The sequence below is a fragment of the Achromobacter anxifer genome (assembly GCF_903652925.1).
Taxonomy (GTDB): domain Bacteria; phylum Pseudomonadota; class Gammaproteobacteria; order Burkholderiales; family Burkholderiaceae_B; genus Achromobacter; species Achromobacter anxifer.
In genome coordinates this window covers 150,252-177,115 of record NZ_CAHLAR010000003.1, presented here as the reverse complement: position 1 = coordinate 177,115, position 26,864 = coordinate 150,252, and the positions used below count along the sequence as shown (strand labels likewise).

General features: G+C 66.2%; 25 protein-coding genes. 10 read left to right on the top strand and 15 right to left on the bottom strand.

All coding sequences use genetic code 11. The features are described 5' to 3' along the window. Positions 1–30: 30 nt before the first annotated feature. From gsiB to HWY37_RS10045, 6 genes are all read left to right on the top strand, one after another. A complete protein-coding gene (gene gsiB / locus HWY37_RS10070) occupies positions 31–1,584 on the top strand; it encodes a glutathione ABC transporter substrate-binding protein GsiB (RefSeq protein ID WP_175206307.1) in 1,554 nt (517 codons plus the stop codon). An 89-nt stretch (positions 1,585–1,673) separates the two neighbouring features. Next, the gene (gene gsiC, locus HWY37_RS10065; protein ID WP_175206308.1) at positions 1,674–2,594 is read left to right on the top strand and encodes a glutathione ABC transporter permease GsiC; all 921 of its coding nucleotides are present in this window, start codon (positions 1,674–1,676) and stop codon (positions 2,592–2,594) included. Positions 2,595–2,601: 7 nt separating this feature from the next. Beyond that, positions 2,602–3,501 carry a glutathione ABC transporter permease GsiD gene (gsiD, locus tag HWY37_RS10060; protein ID WP_175206309.1) on the top strand — a complete coding sequence of 300 codons (900 nt, stop codon included), beginning with the start codon at positions 2,602–2,604 and terminating at the stop codon, positions 3,499–3,501. Between the two features lie 81 nt (positions 3,502–3,582). Then, complete coding sequence (locus tag HWY37_RS10055) at positions 3,583–4,743, top strand: DmpA family aminopeptidase (protein ID WP_425485015.1); 1,161 nt, start codon at positions 3,583–3,585, stop codon at positions 4,741–4,743. A 20-nt stretch (positions 4,744–4,763) separates the two neighbouring features. Next, complete coding sequence (locus HWY37_RS10050; RefSeq protein ID WP_176088561.1) at positions 4,764–5,588, top strand: M55 family metallopeptidase; 825 nt, start codon at positions 4,764–4,766, stop codon at positions 5,586–5,588. A 14-nt stretch (positions 5,589–5,602) separates the two neighbouring features. Next, positions 5,603–7,393 (top strand): aminopeptidase P family protein, encoded by a 1,791-nt coding sequence (locus HWY37_RS10045; RefSeq protein ID WP_175206312.1) that lies wholly within the window; start codon positions 5,603–5,605, stop codon positions 7,391–7,393. Positions 7,394–7,462: 69 nt separating this feature from the next. On the opposite strand, the gene HWY37_RS10040 is transcribed toward HWY37_RS10045, so the two are convergent. After that, positions 7,463–8,464 (bottom strand): hypothetical protein, encoded by a 1,002-nt coding sequence (locus HWY37_RS10040; RefSeq protein WP_175206313.1) that lies wholly within the window; start codon positions 8,462–8,464, stop codon positions 7,463–7,465. A 220-nt stretch (positions 8,465–8,684) separates the two neighbouring features. On the opposite strand from HWY37_RS10040, the gene pyrG reads away from it, so the two are divergent. The 4 genes from pyrG (at position 8,685) to ftsB (ending at position 12,596) form a co-directional block, all read left to right on the top strand. Beyond that, positions 8,685–10,337, top strand: a complete 1,653-nt coding sequence (pyrG, locus tag HWY37_RS10035) for a CTP synthase (protein ID WP_175206314.1) — start codon at positions 8,685–8,687, stop codon at positions 10,335–10,337. A 203-nt stretch (positions 10,338–10,540) separates the two neighbouring features. Then, positions 10,541–10,825, top strand: a complete 285-nt coding sequence (locus HWY37_RS10030) for a DUF1330 domain-containing protein (protein WP_042792438.1) — start codon at positions 10,541–10,543, stop codon at positions 10,823–10,825. Between the two features lie 4 nt (positions 10,826–10,829). Further along, a complete protein-coding gene (eno, locus tag HWY37_RS10025) occupies positions 10,830–12,116 on the top strand; it encodes a phosphopyruvate hydratase (protein ID WP_175191069.1) in 1,287 nt (428 codons plus the stop codon). A 66-nt stretch (positions 12,117–12,182) separates the two neighbouring features. After that, the gene (gene ftsB, locus HWY37_RS10020; protein ID WP_175206315.1) at positions 12,183–12,596 is read left to right on the top strand and encodes a cell division protein FtsB; all 414 of its coding nucleotides are present in this window, start codon (positions 12,183–12,185) and stop codon (positions 12,594–12,596) included. A gap of 39 nt (positions 12,597–12,635) precedes the next feature. Here ftsB and HWY37_RS10015 read toward each other — a convergent pair whose 3' ends face one another. The 14 genes from HWY37_RS10015 to prpB all read right to left on the bottom strand — a co-directional run bounded on the left by HWY37_RS10015 (position 12,636) and on the right by prpB (position 26,789). Then, entirely contained in the window at positions 12,636–13,370 is a 735-nt protein-coding gene (locus tag HWY37_RS10015) for a TadE/TadG family type IV pilus assembly protein (protein ID WP_246302251.1), read from the bottom strand. 91 nt (positions 13,371–13,461) lie between these two features. Then, positions 13,462–14,391, bottom strand: a complete 930-nt coding sequence (gene hslO, locus HWY37_RS10010; RefSeq protein WP_176088560.1) for an Hsp33 family molecular chaperone HslO — start codon at positions 14,389–14,391, stop codon at positions 13,462–13,464. A gap of 74 nt (positions 14,392–14,465) precedes the next feature. After that, positions 14,466–14,987 carry a gamma carbonic anhydrase family protein gene (locus tag HWY37_RS10005; protein ID WP_175206318.1) on the bottom strand — a complete coding sequence of 174 codons (522 nt, stop codon included), beginning with the start codon at positions 14,985–14,987 and terminating at the stop codon, positions 14,466–14,468. A 22-nt stretch (positions 14,988–15,009) separates the two neighbouring features. Continuing rightward, on the bottom strand, positions 15,010–16,704 hold the full coding sequence (locus HWY37_RS10000; protein ID WP_175206319.1) for an acetate--CoA ligase: 1,695 nt from the start codon (positions 16,702–16,704) through the stop codon (positions 15,010–15,012). Between the two features lie 127 nt (positions 16,705–16,831). Beyond that, positions 16,832–17,704 carry a UDP-2,3-diacylglucosamine diphosphatase gene (locus HWY37_RS09995; RefSeq protein ID WP_175206320.1) on the bottom strand — a complete coding sequence of 291 codons (873 nt, stop codon included), beginning with the start codon at positions 17,702–17,704 and terminating at the stop codon, positions 16,832–16,834. Between the two features lie 77 nt (positions 17,705–17,781). Next, entirely contained in the window at positions 17,782–18,507 is a 726-nt protein-coding gene (locus HWY37_RS09990; RefSeq protein ID WP_175206321.1) for a site-2 protease family protein, read from the bottom strand. Between the two features lie 10 nt (positions 18,508–18,517). Next, positions 18,518–19,426, bottom strand: a complete 909-nt coding sequence (locus HWY37_RS09985; protein WP_175206322.1) for a DUF2167 domain-containing protein — start codon at positions 19,424–19,426, stop codon at positions 18,518–18,520. A gap of 149 nt (positions 19,427–19,575) precedes the next feature. Next, positions 19,576–20,094 (bottom strand): RDD family protein, encoded by a 519-nt coding sequence (locus tag HWY37_RS09980; RefSeq protein WP_175206323.1) that lies wholly within the window; start codon positions 20,092–20,094, stop codon positions 19,576–19,578. Between the two features lie 129 nt (positions 20,095–20,223). Then, on the bottom strand, positions 20,224–20,412 hold the full coding sequence (locus HWY37_RS09975; RefSeq protein WP_006393542.1) for a hypothetical protein: 189 nt from the start codon (positions 20,410–20,412) through the stop codon (positions 20,224–20,226). Between the two features lie 262 nt (positions 20,413–20,674). Further along, on the bottom strand, positions 20,675–22,045 hold the full coding sequence (locus HWY37_RS09970) for a THUMP domain-containing class I SAM-dependent RNA methyltransferase (RefSeq protein ID WP_420872162.1): 1,371 nt from the start codon (positions 22,043–22,045) through the stop codon (positions 20,675–20,677). A 519-nt stretch (positions 22,046–22,564) separates the two neighbouring features. After that, positions 22,565–22,993 carry a CopD family protein gene (locus HWY37_RS09965; RefSeq protein ID WP_176088558.1) on the bottom strand — a complete coding sequence of 143 codons (429 nt, stop codon included), beginning with the start codon at positions 22,991–22,993 and terminating at the stop codon, positions 22,565–22,567. A gap of 100 nt (positions 22,994–23,093) precedes the next feature. Then, on the bottom strand, positions 23,094–24,545 hold the full coding sequence (locus HWY37_RS09960; RefSeq protein WP_175206325.1) for a bifunctional 2-methylcitrate dehydratase/aconitate hydratase: 1,452 nt from the start codon (positions 24,543–24,545) through the stop codon (positions 23,094–23,096). Positions 24,546–24,608: 63 nt separating this feature from the next. After that, complete coding sequence (prpC, locus tag HWY37_RS09955) at positions 24,609–25,802, bottom strand: bifunctional 2-methylcitrate synthase/citrate synthase (protein ID WP_175206326.1); 1,194 nt, start codon at positions 25,800–25,802, stop codon at positions 24,609–24,611. 96 nt (positions 25,803–25,898) lie between these two features. Next, positions 25,899–26,789: a methylisocitrate lyase gene (prpB, locus tag HWY37_RS09950; protein ID WP_054450739.1), complete on the bottom strand. Its 891-nt coding sequence runs from the start codon at positions 26,787–26,789 to the stop codon at positions 25,899–25,901. Between the last annotated feature and the right edge of the window lie 75 nt (positions 26,790–26,864).

Below are 26,864 nucleotides of genomic sequence, written 5' to 3'. Positions count from 1 at the left end.
CCTAATTCCTTCATGGAACCAGGAGTTGCAATGATGAAAGTTCTGCGCCCCACCAAACTGATGGCCGCCGCCGCGCTGGCCTTCGGCGTGATCGCGTCGCCGCTGGCGCATGCCGCCAAGGACGTGACGTTCGCCGTCTCCATCGCGCTGGAAACGCTCGATCCGTACAACACCAACAGCACGCTGAACCAGGCTGCCGGCAAGGCCTACTACGAAGGCCTGTTCGAGTTCGACAAGGACCTGAAGGTCCAGAAGGTCCTGGCCACCGACTACACCGTCAGCGAAGACGGCCTGGTCTACACCTTCAAGCTGCGTCCCGGCGTGAAGTTCCACGACGGCACCGATTTCAACGCCGAAGCCGTCAAGATCAACTTCGACCGTCCGGCCAACCCGGATAACCGCCTGTCGCGCTACATCCAGTTCAGCGTCATCGAAAAGACCGAAGTGGTCGACCCGATGACCGTCAAGATCACGCTGAAGAAGCCGTTCTCGGCCTTCATCAACGCGCTGGCCCACCCGGCGGCCATGATGATCTCGCCTGCCGCCCTGGCCAAGTACGGCAAGGAAATCGGCTTCCACCCCGTGGGCACCGGTCCCTTCGAATTCGTCGAATGGAAGCCGGCCGAATACCTGAAGGTCAAGAAGTTCGACGGCTACTGGAAGAAGGGCTACCCCAAGGTCGACACCCTGACCTTCCGTACCGTGACGGACAACAACACTCGCGCCGCCGTGGTGCAGACGGGTGAAGCGCAATTTGCCTTCCCGGTGCCGTTCGAGCAGGCCGCGGTCCTGAAGAAGAACGACAAGCTGGACGTGGTCGATCACCAGAACTCGATCATGGCGCGCTACCTGTCGATGAACGTGCAGCAAAAGCCGTTCGACAACGTCAAGGTGCGCGAGGCCATCAACTACGCCATCAACAAGGAAGCGCTGGCCAAGGTCGCTTTCTCGGGCTACGCCACCGTCGTCGACGGCGTCGTGCCGCAAGGCGTGGACTTTGCCTACAAGACCGGCCCGTGGCCGTACGACCTGAAGAAGGCCAAGGCCCTGCTGGCCGAAGCCGGCTACCCCAACGGCTTCGAAAGCCAGCTGTGGTCCGCCTATAACGACGGCACCTCGGTGAAGGTGGTCCAGTTCCTGCAGCAGCAACTGGCGCAAGTCGGCATCAAGGTGTCGGTCGAAGTGCTGGAATCGGGCCAGCGCGTGCAGCGCGTGCAGCAGGTGCAAAAGCCTGAAGACGCCAAGGTCCGCATGTACTACGCCGGCTGGTCGTCCTCGACCGGCGAAGCCGACTGGGGCCTGCGTCCGCTGCTGACCACCGCCGCGTTCCCGCCGGTGCTGAACAACGTGTCGTACTACTCGAACAAGTCGGTGGACGACGGCATCCAGCAAGCCCTGGCCACGACCGACCGCGCCAAGAAGACCGAGATCTACAAGAACGTTCAGGAAACCATCTGGAAGGACGCCCCGTGGGCCTTCCTGGTGACCCAGAACAACCTGTACGTCAAGTCGAAGAACCTGTCGGGCGTGTACGTTGAGCCGGACACCTCGTTCTGGTTCGGCGACATCGATCTGAAGCAGTAATACTGGCAGTAACTCTCGGGGCCTTCGCGCCCCTGTAAGGCCACATACGGCGGGGGCGCGGTGTCCCCGCCGATGTTGCAGGAATTTCAATGCTGACCTACATCGTCAAACGTCTTCTGGGCATGATCCCCACGCTGCTGCTGGTAGCGGTGGTCGTGTTCCTGTTTGTGCACATGCTTCCGGGCGACCCGGCGCGACTGGCCGCGGGCCAGGAGGCCGACCAGCAAACCGTCGAACTCGTGCGCAAGGAACTTGGGCTGGATCTGCCCCTGCCGCAGCAGTTCGTGCGCTACTTCAGCCACATGCTGCAAGGCGACCTGGGTACCTCTCTGCGTACCAAGCGCCCCGTCTCGACCGAAATCGCCGACCGCTTCATGCCCACCCTGTGGCTCACGATAGCCAGCATGGTGTGGTCAGTGACCTTCGGCATGATCATCGGGATCGTGTCGGCCGTATGGCGCAATCGCTGGCCCGACCGTCTCGGCATGACGCTGGCGGTGTCCGGCATCTCGTTCCCCGCGTTCGCGCTGGGCATGATGCTGATGCAGGTCTTCTCCGTGAACCTGGGGTGGCTGCCCACCGTGGGCGCCTCGACCTGGCAGCACTACATACTTCCGTCCATCACGCTGGGCGCCGCCGTGGCCGCCGTGATGGCGCGTTTCACCCGGGCTTCCTTCGTGGAAGTCATCCAGGAAGACTTCGTGCGGACGGCCCGCGCCAAGGGCCTGACCGAGCGCCGCGTCGTGATCAAGCACGCGCTGCGCAACGCGCTGATTCCTGTCGTCACCATGATGGGCCTGCAGTTCGGCTTCCTGCTGGGCGGCTCCATCGTGGTCGAAACGGTCTTCAACTGGCCCGGCCTCGGCCGCCTGCTGGTGGACGCCGTGACCCAGCGCGACTATCCGGTGATCCAGGGCCTGGTGCTGCTGTTCTCGCTGGAATTCATCCTGATCAACCTGATTGTCGACGTGCTCTACGGCGTCATCAATCCCAGCATCCGTTACAAGTGAGGCGGCCATGAGCAATACGACACCCGCCACGACCATCGCCGCCGCTCCCAAGAACGACGTGCGCACCCCCGCCACCGAGTTCTGGCGCAAGTTCAAGAAGCAGAAGCTCGCCGTCGGCGCGGGCATCTTCGTCCTGCTGCTGGTCATCATCGCGATCTTCGCGCCCTGGATCGTGCCGTTCGATCCGGAGAACTTCTTCGACTACGACGCCCTGAACGCGGGGCCTTCCATGACCCATTGGCTGGGCGTGGATTCGCTGGGCCGCGACATCTTCAGCCGCATCATCATGGGCGCGCGCATCTCGCTGGCCGCCGGCTTCCTGTCGGTCGCCATGGGCGCCATCGTCGGCACCTTCATGGGCCTGATGGCGGGCTACTACGAAGGCTGGTGGGAGCGCATCACCATGCGCATCTCCGACGTGCTGCTGGCGTTCCCCGGCATGCTGCTGGCCATCGGCGTGGTCGCCATCCTGGGTTCCAGCATGGTCAACGTGATCGTGGCCGTGGCCGTGTTCAGCGTGCCGGCGTTCGCCCGCCTGGTGCGCGGCAACACCCTGTCGATCAAGCAGATGACCTATGTCGAAGCGGTCAAGAGTGTGGGCGCGTCGGACTGGACCATCATCATGCGCCACATCCTGCCGGGCACGATCTCCCCGATCGTGGTGTACGGCACGATGCGCATCGGCACCTCCATCATCACCGCGGCCAGCCTGTCGTTCCTGGGCATGGGCGCTTCGCCTCCCACGCCGGAGTGGGGCGCGATGCTGAACGAGGCGCGCGCCGACATGGTGATCGCTCCGCACGTGGCCATCTTCCCGGCGCTGGCGATCTTCCTGACGGTGCTGGCGTTCAACCTGCTGGGCGACGGCCTGCGCGACGCGCTCGATCCCAAGATCGACCGCAAGTAATCCTGCCGCCGGACCTCACGACGAGGGCCGGCGTGGAGGGCGATTTTTCCGCCGCCGCCTCCGTCCGTTACGCGCATCGCGATGCGCGTGCCGCGGACCCAGGGCGGCGGCGTTTTGCATTCTGGAGCGTGGCGACACGTAGCGAACATGGACAAACAAGCGCAGGACTTTCCCCGCATCGGCGTGCTGCCGTCGGGCCCGCTGGATTCGATCTGCGACGTGGGCGAGATCACCGTCGGCCATAGCACGCTGGCGGACGGCCCGCTGCAGACTGGCGTGACCGTGGTGCGCCCGCATGCCGGCGATCCCTACCTGGACAAGGTGCCGGCCGCCGCTACCGTGCTGAACGGCTTCGGCAAGAGCACGGGCCTGGTCCAGGTGCAGGAGCTGGGCGTGCTGGAAACGCCCATCGCGCTGACCAATACCTTTGGCGTGGGTACCGTGGCCAATGCCCAGATCCGCGCCGCCTGCGTGGCCAACCCCGGCATCGGCCGCGGGCTGGCCACCGTCAATCCGCTGGTGTTCGAGTGCAACGACGGCTTTCTGAACGACATCCAGGCGCTGGCGGTGCAGGAATCGCACTACGCCGAGGCGCTGGCTGCCACGGATAAGCCGTTCGAGCAGGGCGCCGTGGGCGCCGGCCGCGGCATGTCCTGCTTTTCGTTCAAGGGCGGCATCGGTTCGGCCTCGCGATTGGCCAGCGTGCAGCCCGACCAGCAGTACACGGTCGGCGCGCTGGTGCTGGCCAACTTCGGCCGCCTGCCCAACCTGACCGTGGCGGGCCGCCCCTTCGGCCGCCGTCTGGCGCAGCAGCTGGACCGCGGCCTGGCACTGGCGGGCGAGAACGCCGCCATCGTGCCCGAGAAGGGTTCCATCATCCTGCTGCTGGCCACCGACGCGCCGCTGGACTCGCGCCAGTTGCGCCGCCTGTCGCTGCGCGCAGGGGCGGGCCTGGCCCGCACGGGTTCCGTGTTCGGCCACGGCAGCGGCGATATCGCGCTGGCCTTTTCCACCGCCTACACGGTGCCGCAGCTGCCGGAGCAGCCCATGCCGGCGCTGGCGATGCTGCACGAGACCCGCATCGACGCCCTGTTCGAGGCGGCCGCCGAGGCCAGCGAACAGGCCATCATTTCCGCGCTGTGGCACGCCGATGGCGTGACGGGGCGCGCCGGCAACCACCGCTCCTCCATCCGCGACGCCGCGCCGCAGTGGCGCCAGTGGCTGTCCGATACCGCATTCTGATGTCCTCCAAGGCTGATCCCATGAAGATCCTGATTTCCACCGATATCGAAGGCGTCGCCGGCGTCTTCCATTCCGAACAAGTCCGCGCCGGCAACGGCGAGTACGAGCGCGCCCGCGCCTGGATGACCGCCGAGGCCAACGCGGCCGTGCAAGGCGCGATCGCCGGCGGCGCCGAAGAGATCCTGGTCAACGACTCGCACGGCGGCTTTCGCAACCTGCTGCCCGACGGCCTGGACGAGCGCGCCCGCCTGGTGCTGGGCAAGCCGCGCTACCTGGGCATGATGGGCGGCCTGGAAGAGGGCTGCGACGCCGTCTTCATGATCGGCTACCACTCGCGTTCGCAGGGCCGCGGCATCCTGGCCCACACCATCAACAGCTTCGCCTTCGCCCGCGTGTTCATCAACGGCATGGAGCTGGGCGAGGCCGGTCTGTACGGCGCGCTGGCCGGCGAGATGGGCGTGCCCGTCATCCTGGGCACCGGCGACGATGCCTTCATCGCGGAAACGCGCGATACCTTCCCCGGCGCCGAATGGGTCCAGACCAAGGTGGCCCACGGGCAGGGCAGCGGCGTGACGCTGTCGCCGGCCGCCTCGCGCCGCGCGATCGCCGCCGCCGCGGAAACCGCGGTGCGGAACTTGAAGAAGGGTACGGCAGTTCCTTTCCGCATCCCCGCCCCTATAGAATGCCGCTTGCAGACGCAGAGCTCGGCCCTGGCCGACCTGTTCTGCATGTGGCCCACGCTGGAACGCGTGGACGGCGTGACCTTGCGATTCACCACGGATAGCATGCAGTCCGCCGTCCGCACGCTGAACAGCCTGGCCGCCATGTCTTTCATGTTGCGCTAAGGATCCCATCCCCCATGTCTAGCACCGACGCCCGTATCGCCCAATTGCGGCAGGCCATGAGCCGCCGCGGCCTGTCCGCCTATGTCGTTCCGTCCTCGGACCCGCACCTGTCCGAATACCTGCCTGCGCGTTGGCAGGGGCGGCGCTGGCTGTCCGGCTTCACGGGCTCGGTCGGCACGCTGGTGGTCACCGCCGATTTCGCCGGACTGTGGGTGGACAGCCGCTACTGGGTGCAGGCCGAGGCGCAGCTGGCCGGCACCTGCGTGCAATTGATGAAGATCGCGCTGGCCACCACGCCGGGCCATGTGGACTGGCTGGCGGCCAATACCAAGGCGGGCGAAGTCATCGGCGTGGATGGACAGGTGCTGGGCCTGGGCGCTTTCCGCGCCCTGTCCGCGGCCGCGGCTGCCGCCGGCGCCGTTCTGGAAATCCGCGAAGACCTGCTGCAAGAGGTCTGGAAGGACCGGGCCGGCCTGCCGAATGCCGCCATCTATGAGCACGTGGCGCCCGAAGCCTGCGTGACCCGCGCCGACAAGCTGGCGCAGGTGCGCGAGGCCATGCGCGGCCATGGCGCCGACGTGCACTTCATCAGCACCCTGGACGACATCGCCTGGCTCTTCAATCTGCGCGGCGCCGACGTGGATTACAACCCGGTATTCGTCGGCCACGCGCTGATCGGCCTGGATCACGCCACGCTGTTCGTGGCGGACGGCAAGATCGACGATGCCCTGCACGCCGTCCTGGCGGCCGACGGCGTGGAAGTGGCTGGCTACGCCCAGGCCGCGGATGCGCTGGCTTCGCTGGAACTGGACCAGAAGCTGCTGATCGACCCGGCCCGCGTGACCTGCGGCGTGTTCCATGCCATGGACCCGGCCGTGCCGCGCGTCGAGGCCATCAATCCGTCCACGCTGCTGAAGTCCCGCAAGACCGATGCTGAACTGGCCAACGTGCGCCAGGCCATGGCGCAGGACGGCGCCGCGCTCTGTGAGTTCTTCTCCTGGTTCGAGGGCGCGCTGGGCAATGAAACCATTACCGAACTGACGATCGACGAGCAGATCACCGCCGCCCGCGCGCGCCGGCCTGCCTACGTCTGCCCCAGCTTCGCCACCATCGCCGGCTTCAACGCCAACGGCGCGATGCCGCATTACCGCGCTACCGCGGAGTCGCACTCCACCATCGAAGGCGACGGCCTGCTGCTGATCGACTCGGGCGGCCAGTACCTGGGCGGCACCACCGACATCACCCGCGTGGTTGCGGTGGGCACGCCCAGCGCCGACCAGAAGGTGGACTTCACGCTGGTGCTCAAGGGCATGATCGCGCTGTCGCGCGCCTCGTTCCCGCGCGGCACGCCTTCGCCCATGCTCGACGCCATCGCGCGCGCGCCCATCTGGGAAGGCGGCGCGGAATACGGCCATGGCACCGGCCATGGCGTGGGCTACTTCCTGAACGTGCATGAAGGCCCGCAGGTCATTTCCTACCGCGCAGCGCCCGGCCCGCACACCGCGATGGAGCCGGGCATGATCACCTCCAACGAGCCGGGCATCTACCGTCCGGGCCGCTGGGGCGTGCGCATCGAGAACCTGGTCGCCAACCGCGCCTGGCTGACCTCGGAACTGGGCGAGTTCCTGTGCTTTGAAACGCTGACGCTGTGCCCGATCGACACGCGCTGCATCGAGCCCGCCCTGATGCGCGCCGACGAGATCGCCTGGCTCAACGACTATCACAAGACGGTGTTCGAGCGCCTGTCGCCGCTGGTCGAGGGCGAGGCCCTGGCCTGGCTGAAGCGCCGCACCGCGGCGATCTGATCCGCGTGAGCGCATGAAAAAAGGCCGCAGGCGTTTTGCCTGCGGCCTTTTTTCGTGGGCGAGGCTAGCTCAGCCCGCTGGCGTCGCGGCCTTGGCGCCGCGATACAGCGCCAGACTGCCGATCACGCAGCCCAGGGCCAGCAGCGCGCCGTATCCCAACAGCGTCATGACGGCGGTCGCCTGGGACTCCGAGGCCCGGATCAGCTGGCCCCAGGTCATCGCCCGGACGATCAGGAATCCTATGCCTATGCCCAGGGCTTGAGCCAGCCAGAACGCGAGGGTGCCATGGGCCACGGCCCGTCCGAAGCGGGCGTCGCCGATCGGATGCGGCAGCGTCTGCAGGCAGACCAGGAGGCACAGCGCTAGCAGGATCGCGGGCAGGGCCAGATAGCCCAGCGCGAACGCCGTCCAGCCTGCGTCCGGCATCTGCATTTGCAGCATGCCGCTCAGCGCGATTGAAACGGTCAGTTGCCAGATCAGCACGGTCAGCCCCGCAACCCAGGCGGCGTGGCGCCGTTCATAGGCGGGGCCGCCGGCCGGGCCGGCGGGTTGCACGGTCCAGGCGGCAATGCGCACGATGACGCAGATGCCGATGATCTCCAGTGCGATGGTCACCAGCTTGGTGATGGTGTTCAGGGCCAGGAATTGCCCGATCATGCCCAGGCCCAGCCGCTCCTGCAGCATGTCGCGGTTGTCCATGACGTAGCGCATCAGCGTGTTCTGCAGGAAGGCCATGCCCGCCGCCACGACCAGGGTGTAGAGCAGGAACAGGGCGATGAAGGTGCCGTACAGCTTGCGGGGTGCGTCCACCGCCCTGGTGTCATGGCGCGCCAGCCAACGGCGCATGGCTCCCCAGGTGGTCAATCCGGCGATCAGCGCTCCCGCGGCGATATGAGCCAGGAGCGGAACCAGGAACTGGGGCTGGCTGTACATCTCTTGCAACTGCTCGTACTGGGGCATGCCGAGCAGGCTGTAGAGCTGGACCAGCGCGGAATATCCCAGTCGCAGGAAAACGGCGGTCAACGCCAGGCGCCAGGCGAGCGAGTAGGGGGATCGGACAGGATCGGTCATCGGCGTAGGGGAAAGTGTTGAGAAAAAGCAGCAACCGAAAAAATAGGGATCGAACATAGCACGGCGCTGCGCCGCGCCACGCAACGCGCTGGTCCTTGCGGCGCTTCGAGTGCTGCCAAATGTTACGCCCCGGAGCTAGGGGAAAACCCAAATAACCTCCGCCTCCCGGCTATAATCCAAATTTCCCGCACGCGCCCGCTCGTCCCGGGTGCTCATTACGATGACCAAATACGTATTTGTCACCGGCGGTGTGGTGTCTTCCCTGGGCAAAGGCATCGCCGCTGCGTCGCTCGCCGCCATCCTCGAGTCGCGTGGCCTGCAAGTCACCATGCTGAAGCTCGACCCGTACATCAACGTCGATCCGGGCACGATGAGCCCGTTCCAGCATGGCGAGGTGTTCGTCACTGAAGACGGCGCCGAAACCGACCTGGACCTTGGCCACTACGAGCGTTTCATTTCCGCTCGCATGCACAAGGTGAACAACTTCACCACCGGCCAGATCTACGAATCCGTGCTCCGCAAGGAACGCCGCGGCGACTATCTGGGCAAGACCGTCCAGGTCATTCCGCACATCACCAATGAAATCCAGGATTTCATCGCGCGTGGCGCCGACGCTGCCTGGAACGGCAACACCGACGTCGCCATCGTTGAGATCGGCGGCACGGTCGGCGACATCGAGTCCCTGCCGTTCCTGGAAGCCGCGCGCCAGATGAGCCTGCGCATGGGCCGCAACAACGCCGCCTTCGTGCACCTGACGCTGGTGCCCTTCATCGCCTCCGCTGGCGAATTGAAGACCAAGCCGACCCAGCACTCGGTGCAGAAGCTGCGCGAAATCGGCATCTACCCGAACGTGCTGCTGTGCCGCGCCGACCGCCGCATTCCGGACGACGAGCGCGCCAAGATCTCGATGTTCTCCAACGTGCCCCTGGACGCGGTCATTTCCGTCTGGGACGCCGACTCGATCTACAAGATCCCGGCCATGCTGCACAAGCAGGGCGTGGACAACATCGTCTGCGAAGCGCTGGGCCTGACCCCGCCGCCGGCCGACCTGTCCATGTGGGACAACCTGGTCGAGGCGCTGGAGCACCCGCAGCACCAGCTCACCATCGGCATGGTCGGCAAGTACGTCGACCTGACCGAGTCGTACAAGTCGCTGACGGAAGCCCTGGTCCACGCCGGCATCCACACGCGCTCGAAGATCAACATCGAGTACATCGACTCCGAAGACATCGAAACCCGCGGTACCGACCAGCTCAAGCACCTGGATGCCATCCTGGTTCCGGGCGGCTTCGGCAAGCGCGGCACCGAAGGCAAGATCGCCGCGATCCGTTACGCCCGTGAAAACGGCGTGCCCTACCTGGGCATCTGCCTGGGCATGCAGCTGGCCGTCATCGAGTTCGCGCGCCACGTCGCCGGCCTGGGCGGCGCCAACAGCACGGAATTCGATCCGTCCGCGCCGCACCCGGTGGTGGCCCTGATCACCGAATGGATGGACCGCGAAGGCAAGGTCGAAAAGCGCGACCAGTCGTCCGACCTGGGCGGCACGATGCGCAAGGGCGCGCAGCGCGTGCCCATCAAGGCCGGCACCCGCGCGCAGGCCATCTATGGCGACGAGGTGAACGAGCGTCACCGCCATCGCTATGAAGTCAACAACGTCTACGTGCCGCGCCTGGAAGAGGCCGGCATGGTGATCAGCGCCCGCACGCCGAGCGAGAACCTGCCGGAAATGATGGAATTGCCCGATCATCCGTGGTTCGTGGGCGTGCAGTTCCACCCGGAGTTCACGTCCACTCCGCGTGACGGCCACCCGTTGTTCTCCAGCTATATCCGCGCCGCCATCGAGCAGAAGGCTCGCCGCGGTCAGGAGGCGTAATGCGCGTCTGCGGTCTCGAGTTCCGTAAGCGGATCTTCGGGACCGCGGGCCTTCGCCCCAGCGCCGCCCTGTACGGCGGCGCTTCTTTCGGATACAACCAATTAGCATCGGATATGCGTCGCCGGGCCGCCTTGCGCGACACTGGCGGCTTCGCCGTATCCGGCGTCAGACCGAAACCAACGCAACTGCTCTGAAGGAATCCCATGAGTGCCTACCTCATCGCCGACGTCTCAGTGACCAAGCCCGCGCAATACGAGGATTACAAGCGTCTGTCCACGCTCGCGATGCGCGCGTACGATGCCAAGATCCTGGTGCGTGGCGGCGAATCCAGGCACCTCGAGGGCCGTGAGCCCGGCCGCACCGTCGTCATGGAATTCCCCTCCATGACCGCGGCCCAGGCTTTCTACGACTCCTGGCAGTACCGCCGCGCCCGCAATGCCCGCGAAGGCGCGGCCGTCATGAATATGTTTATCGTTCAGGGAATGTAAAGTCATGAGTGCAATCGTCGATATCATCGGCCGCGAGATTCTGGATTCGCGCGGCAACCCCACCGTGGAATGCGATGTGCTGCTGGAATCCGGCGCCATGGGCCGCGCGGCCGTGCCGTCGGGCGCTTCCACCGGCGCCCGCGAAGCCATCGAGCTGCGCGACGGCGACAAGAGCCGTTATCTGGGCAAGGGCGTGCTGCGCGCCGTTGAAAACCTGAACACGGAAATCTCCGAAGCCCTGATGGGCCTGGACGCCCAGGAACAGACCTTCGTCGATCGCACCCTGATCGAGCTGGACGGCACCGAGTCCAAGGAACGCCTGGGTGCCAACGCCATCCTGGCCGCCTCCATGGCCGTGGCCCGCGCCGCCGCCGACGAGTCGGGCCTGTCCCTGTACCGCTATTTCGGCGGCAGCGGCCCCATGAGCATGCCCGTGCCGATGATGAATGTCATCAACGGCGGCGCGCACGCCAACAACACGCTGGACCTGCAGGAACTGATGATTCTGCCGGTGGGCGCAGGCAGCTTCCGTGAAGCCCTGCGTTGGGGCGCTGAAGTCTTCCACATGCTGAAGAAGCTGATCCACGGCCAGGGCATGTCCACGGCAGTGGGCGACGAGGGCGGTTTCGCGCCCAACGTGGCCAGCCACGAAGCCGCCATCCAGCTGATCCTGAAGGCCATCACCGAAGCCGGCTACGAGCCGGGAACGCAGATCGCCCTGGGCCTGGATTGCGCCAGCTCCGAGTTCTACCGCGACGGCAAGTACACGCTGGCCGGCGAAGGCGGCATCTCGCTGTCCTCGCAGGAGTTCACCAACCTGCTGGCCACCTGGTGCGACAAGTACCCCATCATCTCCATCGAAGACGGCATGGCCGAAAACGACTGGGATGGCTGGAAGCTGCTGACCGACCAGTTGGGCAAGAAGGTGCAGCTGGTGGGCGACGACCTGTTCGTCACCAACACCAAGATCCTGCGCGAAGGCATCCAGAAGGGCGTGGCCAACTCGATCCTCATCAAGATCAACCAGATCGGTACCCTGACCGAGACCTTCGCCGCCATTGAAATGGCCAAGCGCGCCGGCTACACCGCCGTCGTGTCGCACCGTTCGGGCGAAACCGAGGACTCCACCATCGCCGACATCGCCGTGGCGACCAACGCCATGCAGATCAAGACGGGTTCGCTGTCCCGTTCGGACCGCATGGCCAAGTACAACCAGCTGCTGCGCATCGAGGAAGAGCTGGCTGAAGTCGCGTCGTACCCGGGCCTGGAAGCGTTCTACAACCTGCGTTGATGACTAGCAGCCCCGGGCGCAAGCCTGGGGCCGCATCCACGCCACGACTGCTGAGGGTTCCCGCGTATGCGCCTGTTGTTCCTGGTGCTGTTCGTGCTGCTAGGCCTGATCCAATACCCGCTGTGGCTGGGTAAGGGCGGGTGGTTCAAGGTCTGGGATCTGCAACGCCAGGTGGCGGAGCAGCGCGAGACCAATGAGGGCCTGCGCGCGCGCAATGCCGCGCTTGAAGCCGAAGTGCGCGACCTCGAAGGAGGCTCCGGCGCCATCGAGGAACGCGCCCGCGGCGAACTGGGCATGATGCGCGACGGCGAAGTGTTCGTGCACATCCTGCCCCAGAACACGCAGCCGCCGGCTGGCGGCGCATCCCTGGCGTCCGACGCCGCGGCCAAGCCGGCCGTTCCCGCGCGCGCCAGCGCGCCTGCCGGCCGGCCTGCCGCCCAGGCTCCCAAGCCCGCCAACCAAGCCAACACCCGGCACTGAGCGCCCGCCGCGGCGCTCGCTCATTCACCACCATTGCCATTACCCGCAGCGCAGGCTGCGGCACTCGCCGTACACGATGCCGGCGGGTTGTGGCGCCCTGTGCGCCCAATCCACCGGGTGCGAGTGCATTTCGGTTTCCAGTTCCATCCGCACAGGCAGGAGGCCGCGGGCTTGCGCGTTGCCGGCATAGCTGGCGGCATCGACCGCCAGCGCGGCCAGCAGCGCCCGCAAGGGCGGCAGCAGCGGTTTGTGCAGGTAGGTCAGGCGCAGTTTCAAGGTATTGGCCTGGAATATGCTCTGGCCGCCCGGGCGCGGCGGCCGGCGCGCGTGTTGCAGGTCCTGGTAGCCGTTGTCGATGGCGCGCAGGCCGGCCGCCGCGGCTACCTTGAGGCCCGGGCGGGCATGTTCGCGGAACGACTGTTCGTCCGGCAGCAGCACTTCGATGCGCCAGGGATCGGAGCCTGAAATGGCCGCCAGCTCGGCCTGTTCATGTTCCTGGCGGCGGCGGGCGTGGTCCACGCCCTGCGTGCCCGCATGGCGCGGCAGCAGGGCCTGCAGAAAGGCCGCTCGCATGCGTGCCGGGTCTCCGTGCGCGGTGGCGCCGGCGCGCGCCGCTTCCATCAGGGCCAGATAGGCCATCTGGCGCGCGCCTTGCCAGAGAGCCGCTTCGATCGCGAGCAGGCCCAGCAGCAGCAACAAGGCCGCCGCCACCGCGAATTCGACGGCGGCGGCGCCGCGCTGGCGGTGCGGAAGGGCATGAAAAGAGGCGGTCATGGCTGCGCAGTCTGGCGCAGGCATGGCCGCCTGTCGATGAGGATAAGCCGGCGTGACGGAAACGTCCCGGCGGCCAGGCCGCCGGCGCGGTTCAGTGCACCGTGGGAGGTTCGTCCGCGGCGGGAGCCGCGTTGGACGAGAACAAGGTCGCGCAGTCGACGGCGTCGAACTTGTAGGGCTTGCCGCAGAAATCGCAGGACACGTCGACCTGGCCGCGTTCGGCGATGATGCTGTCGATCTCTTCCTGGCCCAGCGTGCGCAGCATGCTGGCCACGCGCTCGCGGGTGCAGGGGCAGTGCCAGCGCACGGACAGCGGATCGAACGCCACCAGGGTTTCTTCCCAGTACAGGCGATGGATCAGCGTGTCGATGTCGGTGGCCAGCAACTCGTCGCGCTGCAGGGTGCCGGACAGCGCGCAGGTGCGATCCCAGGTCTCGGCGGCGCCCTGTTCCGTCAGGACCGGCGCGTCCGCACCGCCGTGGAACGGCAGGCGCTGGATGAGCATGCCGGCGGCATGGTCGGCGTCGGCCGCCAGCCACAGGCGGGTGTCCAGTTGTTCGGAGGCCTTCATGTAGTGTTGCAGCGCCTCGGCCACGGTGTCGCCCTGCAGGGGCACGATGCCCTGGTAGGCCTGCTGGCCCGGCAGCTTGCGCTGCGGGTCCAGCACCACGATGAAGCGGCCGTTGCCGCCCGGGTTCAGCAGGCTCTGCATGTTGCCGTCGGTGGGGACGTCGTATCCTTCGCGCATCTTGACGGTGGCGCGCAGGCTCAGGTCGTTGCGGCATTCCACCACCAGCAGGGCGATGGGGCCGTCGCCCTGGATCTGCAGCACCAGCGAGCCGTCGAACTTGATGTTGGCTGCCAGCAGGGTGGACGCCGCCACCAGTTCGCCCAGCAGGTGGGTGATGGCGGGGGGATAGTCGTGATTGGCCTGCACGGCCTTCCAGGTCGCGTCCAGGCGCACGGCCTGGATGCGGACGCTGCGGTCTTCGGTAAGGTATTTCTTGAGCTGATCGGTCATGGGGGAATGTTAGCCGATCGGGCCGGCCTATTCCCCCTGCCGCCAGCAGGGTCGGGCGGCTGCCCGAGGGGCGCTCAGCCGATGCGCTTCAGGGCCGTCTTGTAGTGTTGGCCGCGCGCCACGTAATGGGCGGTGTTCTTGTGCAGATTGGCGATTTCTTCGTCCGAGAGCTCGCGGACGATCTTGCCGATGCCGATGACCAGGGAATTGTCGGGAATGATGCGGTCTTCGGGGATGATGGCGCCGGCGCCGATGAGGCAGTTGCGGCCGATGACGGCGTTGTTCAGCACGATGGCCTGCATGCCCACGAGTGCGCCTTCATGGATGGTACAGCCGTGCAGCATGGCCTGGTGGCCCACCGTGACGTTGGGGCCGATGGTCATGGGACAGCCGTCGTCCACGTGCAGCACACTGCCTTCCTGGATATTGGTGCCGCTGCGGATCAGGATGGCGTCGTTGTCGCCGCGGATCGACACGTTGGACCAGATGCTGACGCCGGCCTCCAGCGTGACGTTGCCGATGATGTCGGCGCTGTCGGCCACATAGGCGGCCGGGTCGATGCGGGGGATCAGGTCGTCGAGCTGGTAGATGGGCATGCCTTAGTCTCCGGTTGCGGCGTCACGCCTTGGGGGCGTGCTGCGCGTCTGTAATGCCTGCGGTCATCCGCGAGCGCTCTTCTTCGCGCAGGCGCAGGATGCGGCGCTGGATTTTACCGGTGGTCGTCATGGGCAGCTCGTCGACGAACTCGATCTCCTTGGGGTATTCATACGGGGCCAGGCGCTCGCGCACGTGTTCCTGCAGGTTCTCGATGATGTCGTTGCGGTCGCGCTGCGCGAAATCCGGCGTCAGCACCACATAGGCCTTGACCAGGGCGCCGCGCTCGGCGTCGGGCTTGGGCACGACGGCGGCGTTGGCCACGGCCGGATGTCCGATCAGGCAGCTTTCGATCTCGCCGGGGCCGATGCGGTAGCCGGCGGACTTGAAGACGTCGTCGGCGCGGCCCGCGTACCAGAGGTAGCCGTCGGCGTCGATCTTCGCCAGGTCGCCTGTCAGGCACCAGTCGCCCTTGAATTTGGCCTGGGTGGCGGCTTCGTTGCGCCAGTAGCCCAGGAACATCACCGGGTCGGGGTAGCCGTGGATGTCGAGGCGGTTGACGGCGATCTCGCCGGTGCCGCCGGGCGCCACGGGCTTGCCGTCCTCGTCCAGCACCGCGACGTTATGGCCGGGGTAGGGGCGGCCCATGCTGCCCGGCTTGGCGGGCCAGCGCTTCTGGCTGTTGCCCACCACATAGTTCATTTCGGTCTGGCCGAACATTTCGTTGGGCGTCACGCCCAGCGCCGACTGGCACCAGTCGAACACGGTTTCGCCGACGTTCTCGCCGGCGCTCATGATGGAGCGCAGGGCCAGCTGGTAGCGGTTGCGGGGTTCCGGCACCGCCTTCATCATCATCTTGAGCGCGGTGGGGAACAGGAAGGTGTTGGTGACCTGGTAGCGCTCCAGGAGTTCGAACGCGCGTTCGACCGAGAAGCGGCCGCGCGTGCCGACGATGGGGTGGCCGAAGTACAGGGTGGGCAGCAGGGCGTCCATCATGCCGCCGGTCCAGGCCCAGTCGGCGGGCGACCAGAACACGTCGGCGGGCTTGGGGAACCAGTCCTGCGAGGCCACGAAGCCCGGCAGGTTGCCGATCAGCACGCTGTGCGGCAGCAGGGCGCCCTTGGGCGCGCCGGTGGTGCCGGAGGTATAGAGCAGGATGGCTGGATCCGACGAACGGGTCTGGACCATCTTGAATTCGTTGGGCTGGCGCGCCAGCAGGCTGCGCCAGGGCAGCACGCGTTCGTCGGCGAAGCCGATGCCGATGATCTGTTGCAGGTTGGGGCAGTTGTCGCTGACGGCCAGCAGGTTGGCGCTGGAGGCGTGGTCCACGATGGCGACGCGGGTTTCGGAGTCGCGCAGGCGGCTTTCCAGGGCTTCCGGCCCGAACAGGGCGGATAGCGGCAGCACCACGGCGCCGACGCTGTAGATGGCCATGTGGGCCACCACGGTTTCAGGGCGTTGCCCCAAAACCACACCGACGCGGTCGCCGCGCCCCACGCCCATTTTCACCAGGCCGTTGGCCAGCTGATTGACCGCTTCCGCCAGGCGGGCATAGGTCCAGACCTCGCGGTTGCCGGATTCATCTTCATAGTAGATGGCAATGCGCCGCGCATCCGGACTGCTGGATGCCCAGCGGTGGCAGCACGCTTCCGCGATGTTGAACTGGGTGGGTACCAGCCAGCGGAATGTTTGGTAGAGCGCCTGATATTGGTCGTTCATGGCCCTATGTTGTGAGCATGTTGCAGCGTGAACGGGTCAAGTTCGCCCGTTGCCCCAGATGCAAGCATGACCTAGAGGGCCGTGAACTGCAACATCCCCGTTGCGTAACGGGGACGCATACGGGTTATCACGGGTGTTTGCCTTGGCGGCGCAGTGCCGAGGGCAGGGCGGGCAAGGTCAGCGAGCGCGGCGGACGGGCGGCGGGGTCGGCCTCGCGCTCGGCCATGACGGCGGCCCAGTCCAGCAACTGGAGCTGGCCGTCGTGGGTCTCGGCCAGGGCGGACAGGCTTTCCACCCAGTCGCCGTCGTTGCAGTACAGGATCTCGCCCACGTAGCGCAACTCGGCCTTGTGGATATGGCCGCAGACCACGCCGTCCAGTCCCCGGCGCCGGGCCTCGCCCGCCAGCGCTTCCTCGAAGTCCGTGATGAAGGACACGGCGTTCTTGACCTTGTGCTTCAGGTATTGGGACAGGGACCAGTAGTGCAGTCCCAGGCGGTGGCGCAGCCGGTTGAAATGGTGGTTGATCCACAGCGCCAACTGGTAAAGGCCGTCGCCCAGGTGGGCCAGCCAGCGGCTGTGCTGGATCACGCCATCGAACTGGTCGCCGTGCAGCACGAGCAGGCGCTGCCCCTTGGCGGTGATGTGCACGTCCTCGTCCAGGATTTCGATGTCACCGAACGCGAAGCCGGCGAATTCGCGTGCGAATTCGTCATGGTTGCCCGGAATGAACACGACCCGGGTGCCGTTGCGCGCCTTGCGCAGGATGCGCTGGATCACGTCGTTGTGCGCGCGAGGCCAGTGCCAGTGCTTGCGCAACTGCCAGCCGTCGACGATGTCGCCCACCAGATAAAGGGTGTCGGAATCGTTGTGGTCCAGGAAGTCGAGGAGGAATTCCGCCTTGCACCCGGCGGTGCCCAGGTGGATATCGGAAATCCAGAGGGCGCGCCAGTGCGCGGGGCGGATTTCGTTCACGGTAGCGTTCCCAGGGGCTGTGCTCATGCCTGGGAATGAAACCATCCGGCGATGACCGGAACGTGAAGGTTACATGACGCTGTTGTGACGGCGCGCGCCGCCGTTCAGCGGCGCACCGAGGCCAGCATTTCGTGCACGTCGTGGGCCATCACGGCCAGGATGCACACCAGCGCCAGGTAGGCGCAGGTATAGGTCAGCTTGCTTTCCGTCGAGACGCCGTAATAGGCCTGGTTTTCCGGCAGCGAGGGGTCGTAGCGGAAGGCCCGCAGCACGTTGGGAAAGGCCAGCACCGCCACCAGGATCAGGATGGGGCTGGGACGCCAGAAGAACAGGGCGACCAGGATCGGCACGCCGGCCAGCCAGATGCGGGGGGACAGCACGGCCGTGATGCGTCCGCCGTCGAACGGCGACAGCGGGATCAGGTTGAACAGGTTGATGAAGAAGCCCGCATAGGACAACGCCAGCAGCAGGTCGCTGCCCGTGTCGCGCGCGGCGAAATAGCAGGCCAGCGACGCCAGCGTGCCGGCGAAGGGGCCGCCCAGGCCCACGTAGGCCTCGGTATCCGCGTCGTGCGGCAGCTCCTTCAGCTGGATCCAGGCGCCGACAAAGGGAATGAAGACCGGGGCGCCGACGTCCAGCCCGCGCTGGCGCGCCGCAACGTAGTGCCCCAGCTCATGCATGAGCAGCAACAGCACGAATCCGGCGGCGTAGCGCCAGCCGAAGATAAAGGCATAGGCCGCCACCGACAGCAGCATGGTGCCGCCGGTGGCCAGCAGCTTGCCGAACTTCAGGTACTTGAAGCCCGACAGCAGCAGCAGGAGCAGCTTCATGGCCTGCCGATCAGGACTGCTGCTGGTCGGCCTTCTTGGAGCGCAGGCGCTTCCACAGGCCGCCGCCCAGCGCCGCCGCGGCCAGCACGCCGACCTTGGCGAACTTGGCCAGGAAGGCGGCGATCACGGCGAACAGGCCCAGTTTCTTGGCGGCCACGCCGGCCACCAGGGCGGCCAGGCCGTACTCGGCCACCTTGTCGGTCGACGAGTTGAAGTCGGCGTAGCGCTTGCCTTCGACGTAGGTGAGGTTGTCCAGCAGGGTCAGCACGGCCGTCTTGTCCTTCGGCACCAGGCTCTTCTGCGTGATCAGGTCCAGCGTGATGTAGCCGTCGCGGCCCAGCGCGTAGGTGTTGTAGTTGACCGTGGGGTTTTCGGTGGCGCTTTCGCCCTTGTGCTTGACGGCGACCGACCAGACCAGACGCTGCGTATTGCTGTCGTATTTCGGCGCTTCGACCCAGCCGTCCATGATCAGCTCGGGGAAGCCGCGCTTCTTGCGCTCTTCGTTGGACTGTTCCGTGCCTTCGCGCAGGCTGTCCAGCAGTTCGTTGACGTTCCAGTTCTTGGCGTCGTCGTCCTTGATGTAGCCGGCCTTGTCGAAATTGACGGTGATGACCCAGTCGTCATCGTCGCTCTTGGGCATCACCACGCCCAGCAGCGAGGGATCCTTGCCGTTGCCGTAGGCCGCCATCAGGCGGTCCGCCTGCAGGCGCGGCACGAAGAACATGGATTCGGGCAGGTGAACGACCGCCTGCTCGCCCAGCTTGACGTCAGCCGGGCCTTCCTGGGCGGCGGCGAAGGCGGCTTTCGTGGCCGCTTCGATTTCCTGCTGGGCGGCCGCGTTTTGGGCGTTGGCGCCGGCGGGGAGCAGGAACAGGGCGCTGGCGGCGGCCAGCGCAAAACGGGAAAGGAAAGCGCGCATGATGGTTCCGGGGCGTCTTGAAAAAAGGGGCCCCATTGTCTTTGCGGTCGACTTTCAACTTTCTGAAAGCAAGCGGCTAATTCGGCGCACGATGTTGCTGTTTGTCGCTGAATGTATGCGGCGTCTATTCCTTGGCGCCGGATCCGCCGTTATCGGGCCTTTTTGTGCCGCGGCGCGTTGCGCAGCCGCGTGCCCAGGATGCGGTCGTGCAGGAACTGGCCGTCGGGGTCGAACCAGGACCAGATGAAGATGCTGAAGGGCGCGGCGACGATGAACATGTCCATCGACGCCCAGCCGGTGGCGCTGGACGCGGCCCAGACCAGGGCTGCGCCGGCCAGCACCAGGGGCCAGGCCAGCACATAGCGCAGCACCAGGCGGGGCGTGGACGGGGTGTTGCCGTCGCGGTCGACCAGGCGGATGTTCCAGGTCTTCATGGGCAGGGTCTGCCCGCGGCGGCGCCAGCACAGCACGAAGTACGCGCCGATCGCGAAGAACAGCCAGGCCTGCCGGGCGGAGCGTAATTCCAGCGCGTTCTTGCTTTGGGTAAGGGTGTCGAGCAGGTAGCCCGCCAGGAACACCACGCCGAACAGCAGCACGGCTTCGTACATCATGCAGGCGAACCGGCGCAGCCGGTTGGGGGTCTGGTCTAGGAGGGCGTCGGTCGTCATGGGTCGCTATTATCCGACAAAGCCCGGGCCTTCCAAGGCAAAAAAAAACCCACCGGTAAGGGTGGGTCTTAAAAGGGGCTGTGCAGCCCCCAAGGGGAAAACTGTTCAGGCCTGAGGCCTGGGCCTTGCTCAGGCGGCGGAGTGCGCGTTCTTGGCGCTCGTCTTGCCAGCCAGGGCACGGACGCCGTGGGCCAGCTTGCGCAGGCCGGCGGCCAACGCCCGCATCGGGTGCGGACGGAATTGTTCTTCAATAGCCTGGAGCATCAGTTGGCGCTCGAGTTCGTCGGTCAGGCGGATGGTGTTGTTCGGGTTGATCACAATAGCCTCCACGGGCTTGCACTGTTTGTTTAGCTACTAGGGATAACCCGAATTATAGGGTTAACCCTGAACATGTGCAAGTGGCCAGTGCGGATTGGCAACACCTTGGTGCGATGATGCCCAAAAACGATGCCGGGGGACACCATAAGCAAAGATACGCGCACCATATTGCGGCGCGTTTACAACGCGCGATTCAGGGGTGGGCGCAAGGCTGGGGAACAGGGTTTACCCAGGGCGGAGCCGCCCCGGGGTGGCGGCGCGTTCAGGCGTCGCGGTAGCCGGCGGCGACCAGCTCGAAACCGAACAGGCGGCAATCCAGCGAGCCGTTGTGTAGCGGCACGCGGCGCTTGGGCTTCAAGCGCAACTGGTTGGGCAGGGTCAGGTCGCTGGTGATGACGTGCAATTGCCAGCCGGCGAAGTTGCGCTTCAGGCAGGTGGCCCAGTCGCGCCACAGGTCGGCGTCCTGTTCCGTCCCCATACGCTCGCCGTAGGGTGGGTTGGTGACGATCCAGCCATGGTCGGCGGGCGCCGTCACATGGCGGGCGTCGCCGACCTCGAAGCGGATGGAGTCTTCCGTCAGCCAGGCGCGTTCGGCGTTGTTGCGGGCAAACTCGATGGCGCGCGGGTCCAGGTCGTAGCCGACCAGCGGCGCATCCAGCTGCGGCAGGATGCGCGAACGGGCGTCGTCCTTCAGGTCGCGCCAGCGGTAGGCGTCGTGGCCGCGCAGGCGTTCGAAGCCGAACGGACGCGAGATGCCCGGCGGTACGCCCAGCGCGATCCAGGCGGCCTCGATCAGGATGGTGCCCGATCCGCAGAACGGATCCAGCAGCGGCGCGGCCGGGTCCCAGCCCGCCAGCGCCAGCATGCCGGCGGCCAGGTTCTCGCGCAGCGGCGCCTCGCCCTTGTCCAGGCGCCAGCCGCGCTTGAACAGCGATTCGCCGGAGGTGTCCAGGTACAGGGTGGCCGTATGCCCGGTCAGGAACAGGTGCACGCGCGCGTCCGGCCGCACCGTGTCGATGCTGGGGCGCTCGCCTTCCAGGTCGCGCAAGCGGTCGCAGATGCCGTCCTTGGCGCGCAGATTGCAGTACTGCAGGCTCTGCACCGGGCTCTTGATGGCCGAAGTGTCCACGCGCAGGGTTTGTTCAGCGCCGAACCAGCGTTCCCAAGGGGTGTCGCGGGCCAGGTCGAGGATGTCGTCTTCGTGCGAAATCTCGGCATGGGCCACCTGCACCAGGATGCGGGTCGCCAGGCGCGAATACAGGTTGGCGCGCTGCACGCCCGCCCAGTCGGCGGTGAAGGAACAGCCGGCGCGGCCGGCCTGGGCGTCCTCGAACCCCAGCGCTTGCATTTCCGCCGTCAGCGCTTCTTCCAGCCCCTGCGGGCAGGGGGCGAAGATGGGAAACACTTCCGCCTGGCGAGTTTCGCGCGGGCGGCGGCTGCGGACCTCGACGGCCGGCTCGCGGCGGTCGTGATCCCGGTCGTGGTCCCGGTCATGTTCCTGGCTGTGGCCATGGCCGTGGTCGCGGTCGCGGGCGAAATCCGATTCGTGCTCGGGCTCCGCCTGGTATTCAGGGGCGGGGCCGTCGTCCTCGAAGGGGTCGTAGAAGCGTCCCGCTGGCGTGGCCGGAGCGATGTACTGGTCGTCGCGCAGGCGCGGCGCGCGCTGCGGGGTGCGGCCGGAACGGCTGCCCGGTTCGGCGTCGCGGTACTGGCTGTCGGGACGCTTGTCGCCTGGTGCAGTTCGGCTCGATGCAGCACGGCTTGGCGCGGCCCGGTCTGATGCGGTCCGCCCCGATCCAGTCCGGCCTGACGCGGCCCGGCCTGACGCGGCCCGGTCCGACGTGACCCGGTCCGACGCCGCGCGATCCGAGGGGCCGCGCGCGGCCTGGCCGCGGCCAGCGCCGCGCGGGCCGCGGGCTTCCTCTTCCTTGCGCCGCTGATAGGCAGCGGGATCCTTCTGGCGTTCGACGTTTTCCTTGGCGCGCTCCTGCTGCGCGACGAGACGGGCGCGGGCGCCGCTGCGGGTGCGCTTGGGGGCGTCCTCGGCATGGGCGTCGCGCGCCGTTTTCTTGATCGTCAGCGTCTTGCGCGGGCGGTCCTGTTCATCAGCGGACATACGAATCCTGGCGAATGTGCAAAGGTAGGGGGGATATCAGAAGGGTTTGACGACGACCAGCGCCACCACCACCAAGAGCAGCAAGACGGGAACTTCGTTGAACCAGCGATAGAACTTGTGCGAACGGGTGTTCTTGCCCAGTTCGAATTTGCGCAGCATGGAGCCACAGGCGTGATGGTAGCCGATGATGAGCACGACGAAAAAGAGCTTGGCGTGCATCCAGCCGTTGCCGGGGCCGACACCGATGCCGTAGCCCATGTACAGCCACATGCCCAGCACGACCGCGATCACGGCCAGGATGGTGGTGAAGCGGTACAGGCGGCGCGCCATGCCCAGCAGGGTGGTCTGGACTGCGGGGTCCGATTGTTGCGCCAGGTTCACGAAGATGCGCGGCAGGTAGAACAGGCCGGCGAACCAGGAAGCGATAAAGACGATATGAAAGGTCTTGACCCAAAGCATGGCCATGGCGCGATCCAGTCGAGGAAAGCCGCATTGTAAGCTGCGCCACCCTGCCGGGCGGCCATGAGGCAAAGCCCCGCGGACGGGGCTTTGCGAGGGCTGCGGCTCAGATCACATACAGGTCCACGTACTCGTGCACGGGCATCGCTTCCAGCCGTTTCTGTTCCAGCGACGCATCCAGGATGCGATCCTGTTGGCGGGCCGGGAACATGCGCGCCAGGTTGGTGCGGAACTTGGCCTCCAGCAGCGGGATGCCTTCGGCGCGCCGGCGCTTGTGGCCGATGGGGTATTCGCAGACCACCTCGTCCAGGCGCGTGCCGTCCTTGAATTCGACCGTCAGCGCATTGGCGATCGAGCGCTTGTCGGGATCGTGATAATCCCGGGTGTAGGCCGGATCCTCGACGCAGACGATCCTGTCGCGCAGCGCGTCGATGCGCGGGTCGCGCGCGATCGCGTCCTCGTAGTCGGCCGCCGTCAGCCGGCCGAACAGCAGCGGCACGGCCACCATGTACTGGATGCAGTGGTCGCGGTCGGCCGGGTTGGCCAGCGGGCCCTGCTTGTCGATGATGCGGATGCAGGCCTCGTGCGTGCGGATCGTGATTTTCGCGATGTCGTCGGCGCTCCTGCCCGCGGCCTTCAGTTGCCCGTGCAGTTCCATGGCGCATTCGACCGCGGTCTGGGCGTGGAACTCCGCGGGAAATGAAATCTTGAACAGCACGTTTTCCATCACGTAGCTGCCATAGGGGCGCTGGAACCTAAACGGCTGGCCCTTGAACAAGACGTCGTAGAAGCCCCAGGTCTTGGCCGTCAGCACCGACGGGTAGCCCATTTCCCCGGTCCTGGCGATCAGCGCCAGGCGCACGGCGCGGCTGGTGGCGTCGCCCGCGGCCCAACTCTTCCTGCTGCCGGTGTTGGGGGCGTGGCGGTAGGTCCGCAGGCTCTGGCCGTCGACCCAGGCCAGCGACACCGCGTTGATCACTTCGTCGCGGCTCAGGCCGAGCATCTGCGCCACCACGGCGGTGGATGCCACCTTGACCAGCACGACGTGGTCCAGGCCGACCTTGTTGAAGGAGTTTTCCAGCGCGATGCAGCCCTGGATCTCATGCGCCTTGATCATGCCGGTCAGCACGTCGCGCATCAGCAGGGGCGGCTTGCCCGCGGCGACCGCGGTGCGGGACAGCCAGTCGGCGGTGGCCAGGATGCCGCCCAGGTTGTCGGACGGATGGCCCCATTCGGCGGCCAGCCAAGTGTCGTTGAAGTCCAGCCAGCGGATCATCGCGCCGATGTTGAACGCGGCCTGCACGGGATCCAGCTGGAATTGCGTGCCCGGCACCTTGGCGCCCTGGGGCACTGTCGTGCCGGGCACGATGGGGCCCAGCAGTTTCCTGCACGCCGGATATTCCAGCGCTTCCAGGCCGCAGCCCAGCGTGTCGATCAGGCAGTTGCGTGCCGTTTCGTACGCCAGGCCGCTCTGGATTTCATACTTGAGGACGTAGTCCGCGATATCGACCAGGACCTGGTCGGGCTCGGGACGGACGTTGGAGATCGGGGCAGACATAGCGGTACCTCTCCATGAAATGAATACAGGTGGCCATGCCGTGCCCTCGTCCGCGTCCTTGCCTTACTTGCGCTTTTCCAGCGGCACGAACTTCTGGTCTTCCGGGCCCACGTAGTTGGCGGTGGGGCGGATGATCTTGTTGTCGATGCGCTGCTCGATGATGTGGGCCGACCAGCCCGCCGTGCGCGCGATGACGAACAGCGGCGTGAACATGGCGGTGGGCACTCCCATCATGTGGTAGCTGACGGCCGAGAACCAGTCCAGGTTGGGGAACATCTTCTTGATGTCCCACATGACCGTTTCCAAGCGTTCGGCGATGTCGAACATCTTGGTGCTGCCGGCCTTCTTGGACAGCTTCTTGGCCACTTCCTTGATGACCTTGTTGCGCGGGTCGGAGACGGTGTAGACCGGGTGGCCAAAGCCGATGATAACTTCCTTGGCTTCGACGCGGCGGCGGATGTCGGCTTCGGCCTCGTCCGGCGTTTCATAGCGCTTCTGCACGTCGAAGGCCACTTCGTTGGCGCCGCCGTGCTTGGGGCCGCGCAGTGCGCCGATGGCGCCGGAAATGGCGGAGAACATGTCCGAGCCGGTGCCGGCGATGACGCGGGCCGTGAACGTGGACGCGTTGAACTCGTGTTCGGCGTACAGGTTCAGCGAAATGTGCATGGCCTTGACCCACTCGTCGCTCGGCTTTTCGCCGTGCAGCAGGTGCAGGAAGTGGCCGCCGATGCTGTCGTCGTCGGTTTGCACGTCGATGATGCGGCCGTTGTGGCTGTAGTGGTACCAGTACAGCAGGGCCGAGCCCAGGTTGGCCATCAGGCGGTCGGCGATGTCGCGCGCGCCCGGGGTGTTGTGGTCGTCCTTTTCAGGCAGCACGCAGCCCAGCACCGACACGGCGGTGCGCATCACGTCCATGGGGTGGCTGGCGGCCGGCAGGGCTTCCAGCGCGGCTTGCAGCTGGGCGGGCAGGCCGCGCAGGCTGCGCAGCTTTTCCTTGTAGGCCTTGAGTTCGGCCTTGTTGGGCAGCTTGCCGTGGACGAGCAAGTGGGCGATTTCCTCGAATTCGCTGGCGTCGGCGATATCCAGGATGTCGTAGCCGCGATAGTGCAGGTCGTTGCCGCTGCGGCCGACCGTGCACAGCGCGGTGTTGCCGGCGACGACGCCGGACAGCGCAACCGACTTCTTGGGCTTGAAGCCGGCTTTTTCTTCCGGCTTGGCGTCCGATTTGGCCTCTTGCTTCTTGGGAGCCGTACTCATGTGTCTACTCCTTTCCTTTCGCGTTGGTCGTTGCTATGGGGTGGGCATGCAAGGCGCCGGGCGGCTGCCGCGGCGCCGGAAACCGGCAGGCGTGCTTTACGCTTTGCCCTTCTGGAAAAGCGCGTCCAGCTTGGATTCAAACTCGTGGTAGCCGATGCGGTCGTACAGTTCCTCGCGGGTCTGCATCAGGTCCACCACGTTCTTCTGGTGGCCGTCGCGGCGGATCGCGGTGTAGACCGCTTCGGCGGCCTTGTTCATGGCGCGGAAGGCCGACAGCGGGTAGAGCACCATGCCCACGCCCACGCTCTTCAGCTCTTCCACCGAGAACAGCGGCGTCTTGCCGAATTCCGTGATGTTGGCCAGCACCGGCACCTTGACCGCCTTGACGAAGCGGTCGTAGGTGGGCAGGTCGTAGGCGGCTTCGGCGAAGATGGCGTCGGCGCCCGCTTCCACGCAGGCCAGCGCGCGCTCGATGGCGGCGTCCACGCCGTGCGAGGCGATCGCGTCGGTGCGGGCGATCAGGTAGAAATCGGTGTCGGTGCGGGCGTCGGCGGCGGCCTTGACTCGGTCGGCCATTTCCTCGGTCGAGACGATTTCCTTGCCCGGGCGGTGGCCGCAGCGCTTGGCGCCGACCTGGTCCTCGATGTGGCAGGCCGCGGCGCCGAACTTGATGAGGCTCTTGACGCTGCGGGCGATGTTGAACGCCGAAGGGCCGAAGCCGGTGTCGATGTCCACCACCAGCGGCACGTCGCAGACGTCGGTGATGCGGCGCACGTCGGTCAGGACGTCGTCCATGGTGTTGATGCCCAGGTCGGGCAGACCCAGCGAACCGGCCGCGACGCCGCCGCCGGACAGGTAGATGGCGCGGTAGCCGGCGCGCTTGGCCAGCAGGGCATGGTTGGCGTTGATGGCGCCGATGATCTGCAGGGGGCTTTCTTCGGCGAGCGCGCGGCGGAAGAGGGCGCCGGCGGATTCGGGTCTGGACATGGGTGGTCTCCGTATTTGGACCGGGTGTTTTCAGGGAGCCCCGGATGGAACGACTGGATTGCGGACTGGCGGCCT

What these genes read in the sequence shown, in the direction of transcription:
- gsiB (WP_175206307.1), top strand. Translation starts at nt 31, where the DNA reads ATGATGAAAGTTCTGCGCCCCACCAAACTGATGGCCGCCGCCGCGCTG.
- HWY37_RS10005 (WP_175206318.1), bottom strand. Translation starts at nt 14,987, where the DNA reads ATGCCCATCTACCAGCTCGACGACCTGATCCCCCGCATCGACCCGGCC.
- gsiD (WP_175206309.1), top strand. Translation starts at nt 2,602, where the DNA reads ATGAGCAATACGACACCCGCCACGACCATCGCCGCCGCTCCCAAGAAC.
- prpB (WP_054450739.1), bottom strand. Translation starts at nt 26,789, where the DNA reads ATGTCCAGACCCGAATCCGCCGGCGCCCTCTTCCGCCGCGCGCTCGCC.
- HWY37_RS10000 (WP_175206319.1), bottom strand. Translation starts at nt 16,704, where the DNA reads ATGAACGACCAATATCAGGCGCTCTACCAAACATTCCGCTGGCTGGTA.
- pyrG (WP_175206314.1), top strand. Translation starts at nt 8,685, where the DNA reads ATGACCAAATACGTATTTGTCACCGGCGGTGTGGTGTCTTCCCTGGGC.
- ftsB (WP_175206315.1), top strand. Translation starts at nt 12,183, where the DNA reads ATGCGCCTGTTGTTCCTGGTGCTGTTCGTGCTGCTAGGCCTGATCCAA.
- hslO (WP_176088560.1), bottom strand. Translation starts at nt 14,391, where the DNA reads ATGACCGATCAGCTCAAGAAATACCTTACCGAAGACCGCAGCGTCCGC.
- HWY37_RS10055 (WP_425485015.1), top strand. Translation starts at nt 3,583, where the DNA reads ATGCGCGTGCCGCGGACCCAGGGCGGCGGCGTTTTGCATTCTGGAGCG.
- HWY37_RS09990 (WP_175206321.1), bottom strand. Translation starts at nt 18,507, where the DNA reads ATGAAGCTGCTCCTGCTGCTGCTGTCGGGCTTCAAGTACCTGAAGTTC.
- gsiC (WP_175206308.1), top strand. Translation starts at nt 1,674, where the DNA reads ATGCTGACCTACATCGTCAAACGTCTTCTGGGCATGATCCCCACGCTG.
- HWY37_RS09985 (WP_175206322.1), bottom strand. Translation starts at nt 19,426, where the DNA reads ATGCGCGCTTTCCTTTCCCGTTTTGCGCTGGCCGCCGCCAGCGCCCTG.
- HWY37_RS10040 (WP_175206313.1), bottom strand. Translation starts at nt 8,464, where the DNA reads ATGACCGATCCTGTCCGATCCCCCTACTCGCTCGCCTGGCGCCTGGCG.
- HWY37_RS09960 (WP_175206325.1), bottom strand. Translation starts at nt 24,545, where the DNA reads ATGTCTGCCCCGATCTCCAACGTCCGTCCCGAGCCCGACCAGGTCCTG.
- HWY37_RS10015 (WP_246302251.1), bottom strand. Translation starts at nt 13,370, where the DNA reads ATGACCGCCTCTTTTCATGCCCTTCCGCACCGCCAGCGCGGCGCCGCC.
- HWY37_RS09995 (WP_175206320.1), bottom strand. Translation starts at nt 17,704, where the DNA reads ATGAGCACAGCCCCTGGGAACGCTACCGTGAACGAAATCCGCCCCGCG.
- eno (WP_175191069.1), top strand. Translation starts at nt 10,830, where the DNA reads ATGAGTGCAATCGTCGATATCATCGGCCGCGAGATTCTGGATTCGCGC.
- HWY37_RS10045 (WP_175206312.1), top strand. Translation starts at nt 5,603, where the DNA reads ATGTCTAGCACCGACGCCCGTATCGCCCAATTGCGGCAGGCCATGAGC.
- HWY37_RS10050 (WP_176088561.1), top strand. Translation starts at nt 4,764, where the DNA reads ATGAAGATCCTGATTTCCACCGATATCGAAGGCGTCGCCGGCGTCTTC.
- prpC (WP_175206326.1), bottom strand. Translation starts at nt 25,802, where the DNA reads ATGAGTACGGCTCCCAAGAAGCAAGAGGCCAAATCGGACGCCAAGCCG.
- HWY37_RS10030 (WP_042792438.1), top strand. Translation starts at nt 10,541, where the DNA reads ATGAGTGCCTACCTCATCGCCGACGTCTCAGTGACCAAGCCCGCGCAA.
- HWY37_RS09965 (WP_176088558.1), bottom strand. Translation starts at nt 22,993, where the DNA reads ATGGCCATGCTTTGGGTCAAGACCTTTCATATCGTCTTTATCGCTTCC.
- HWY37_RS09980 (WP_175206323.1), bottom strand. Translation starts at nt 20,094, where the DNA reads ATGACGACCGACGCCCTCCTAGACCAGACCCCCAACCGGCTGCGCCGG.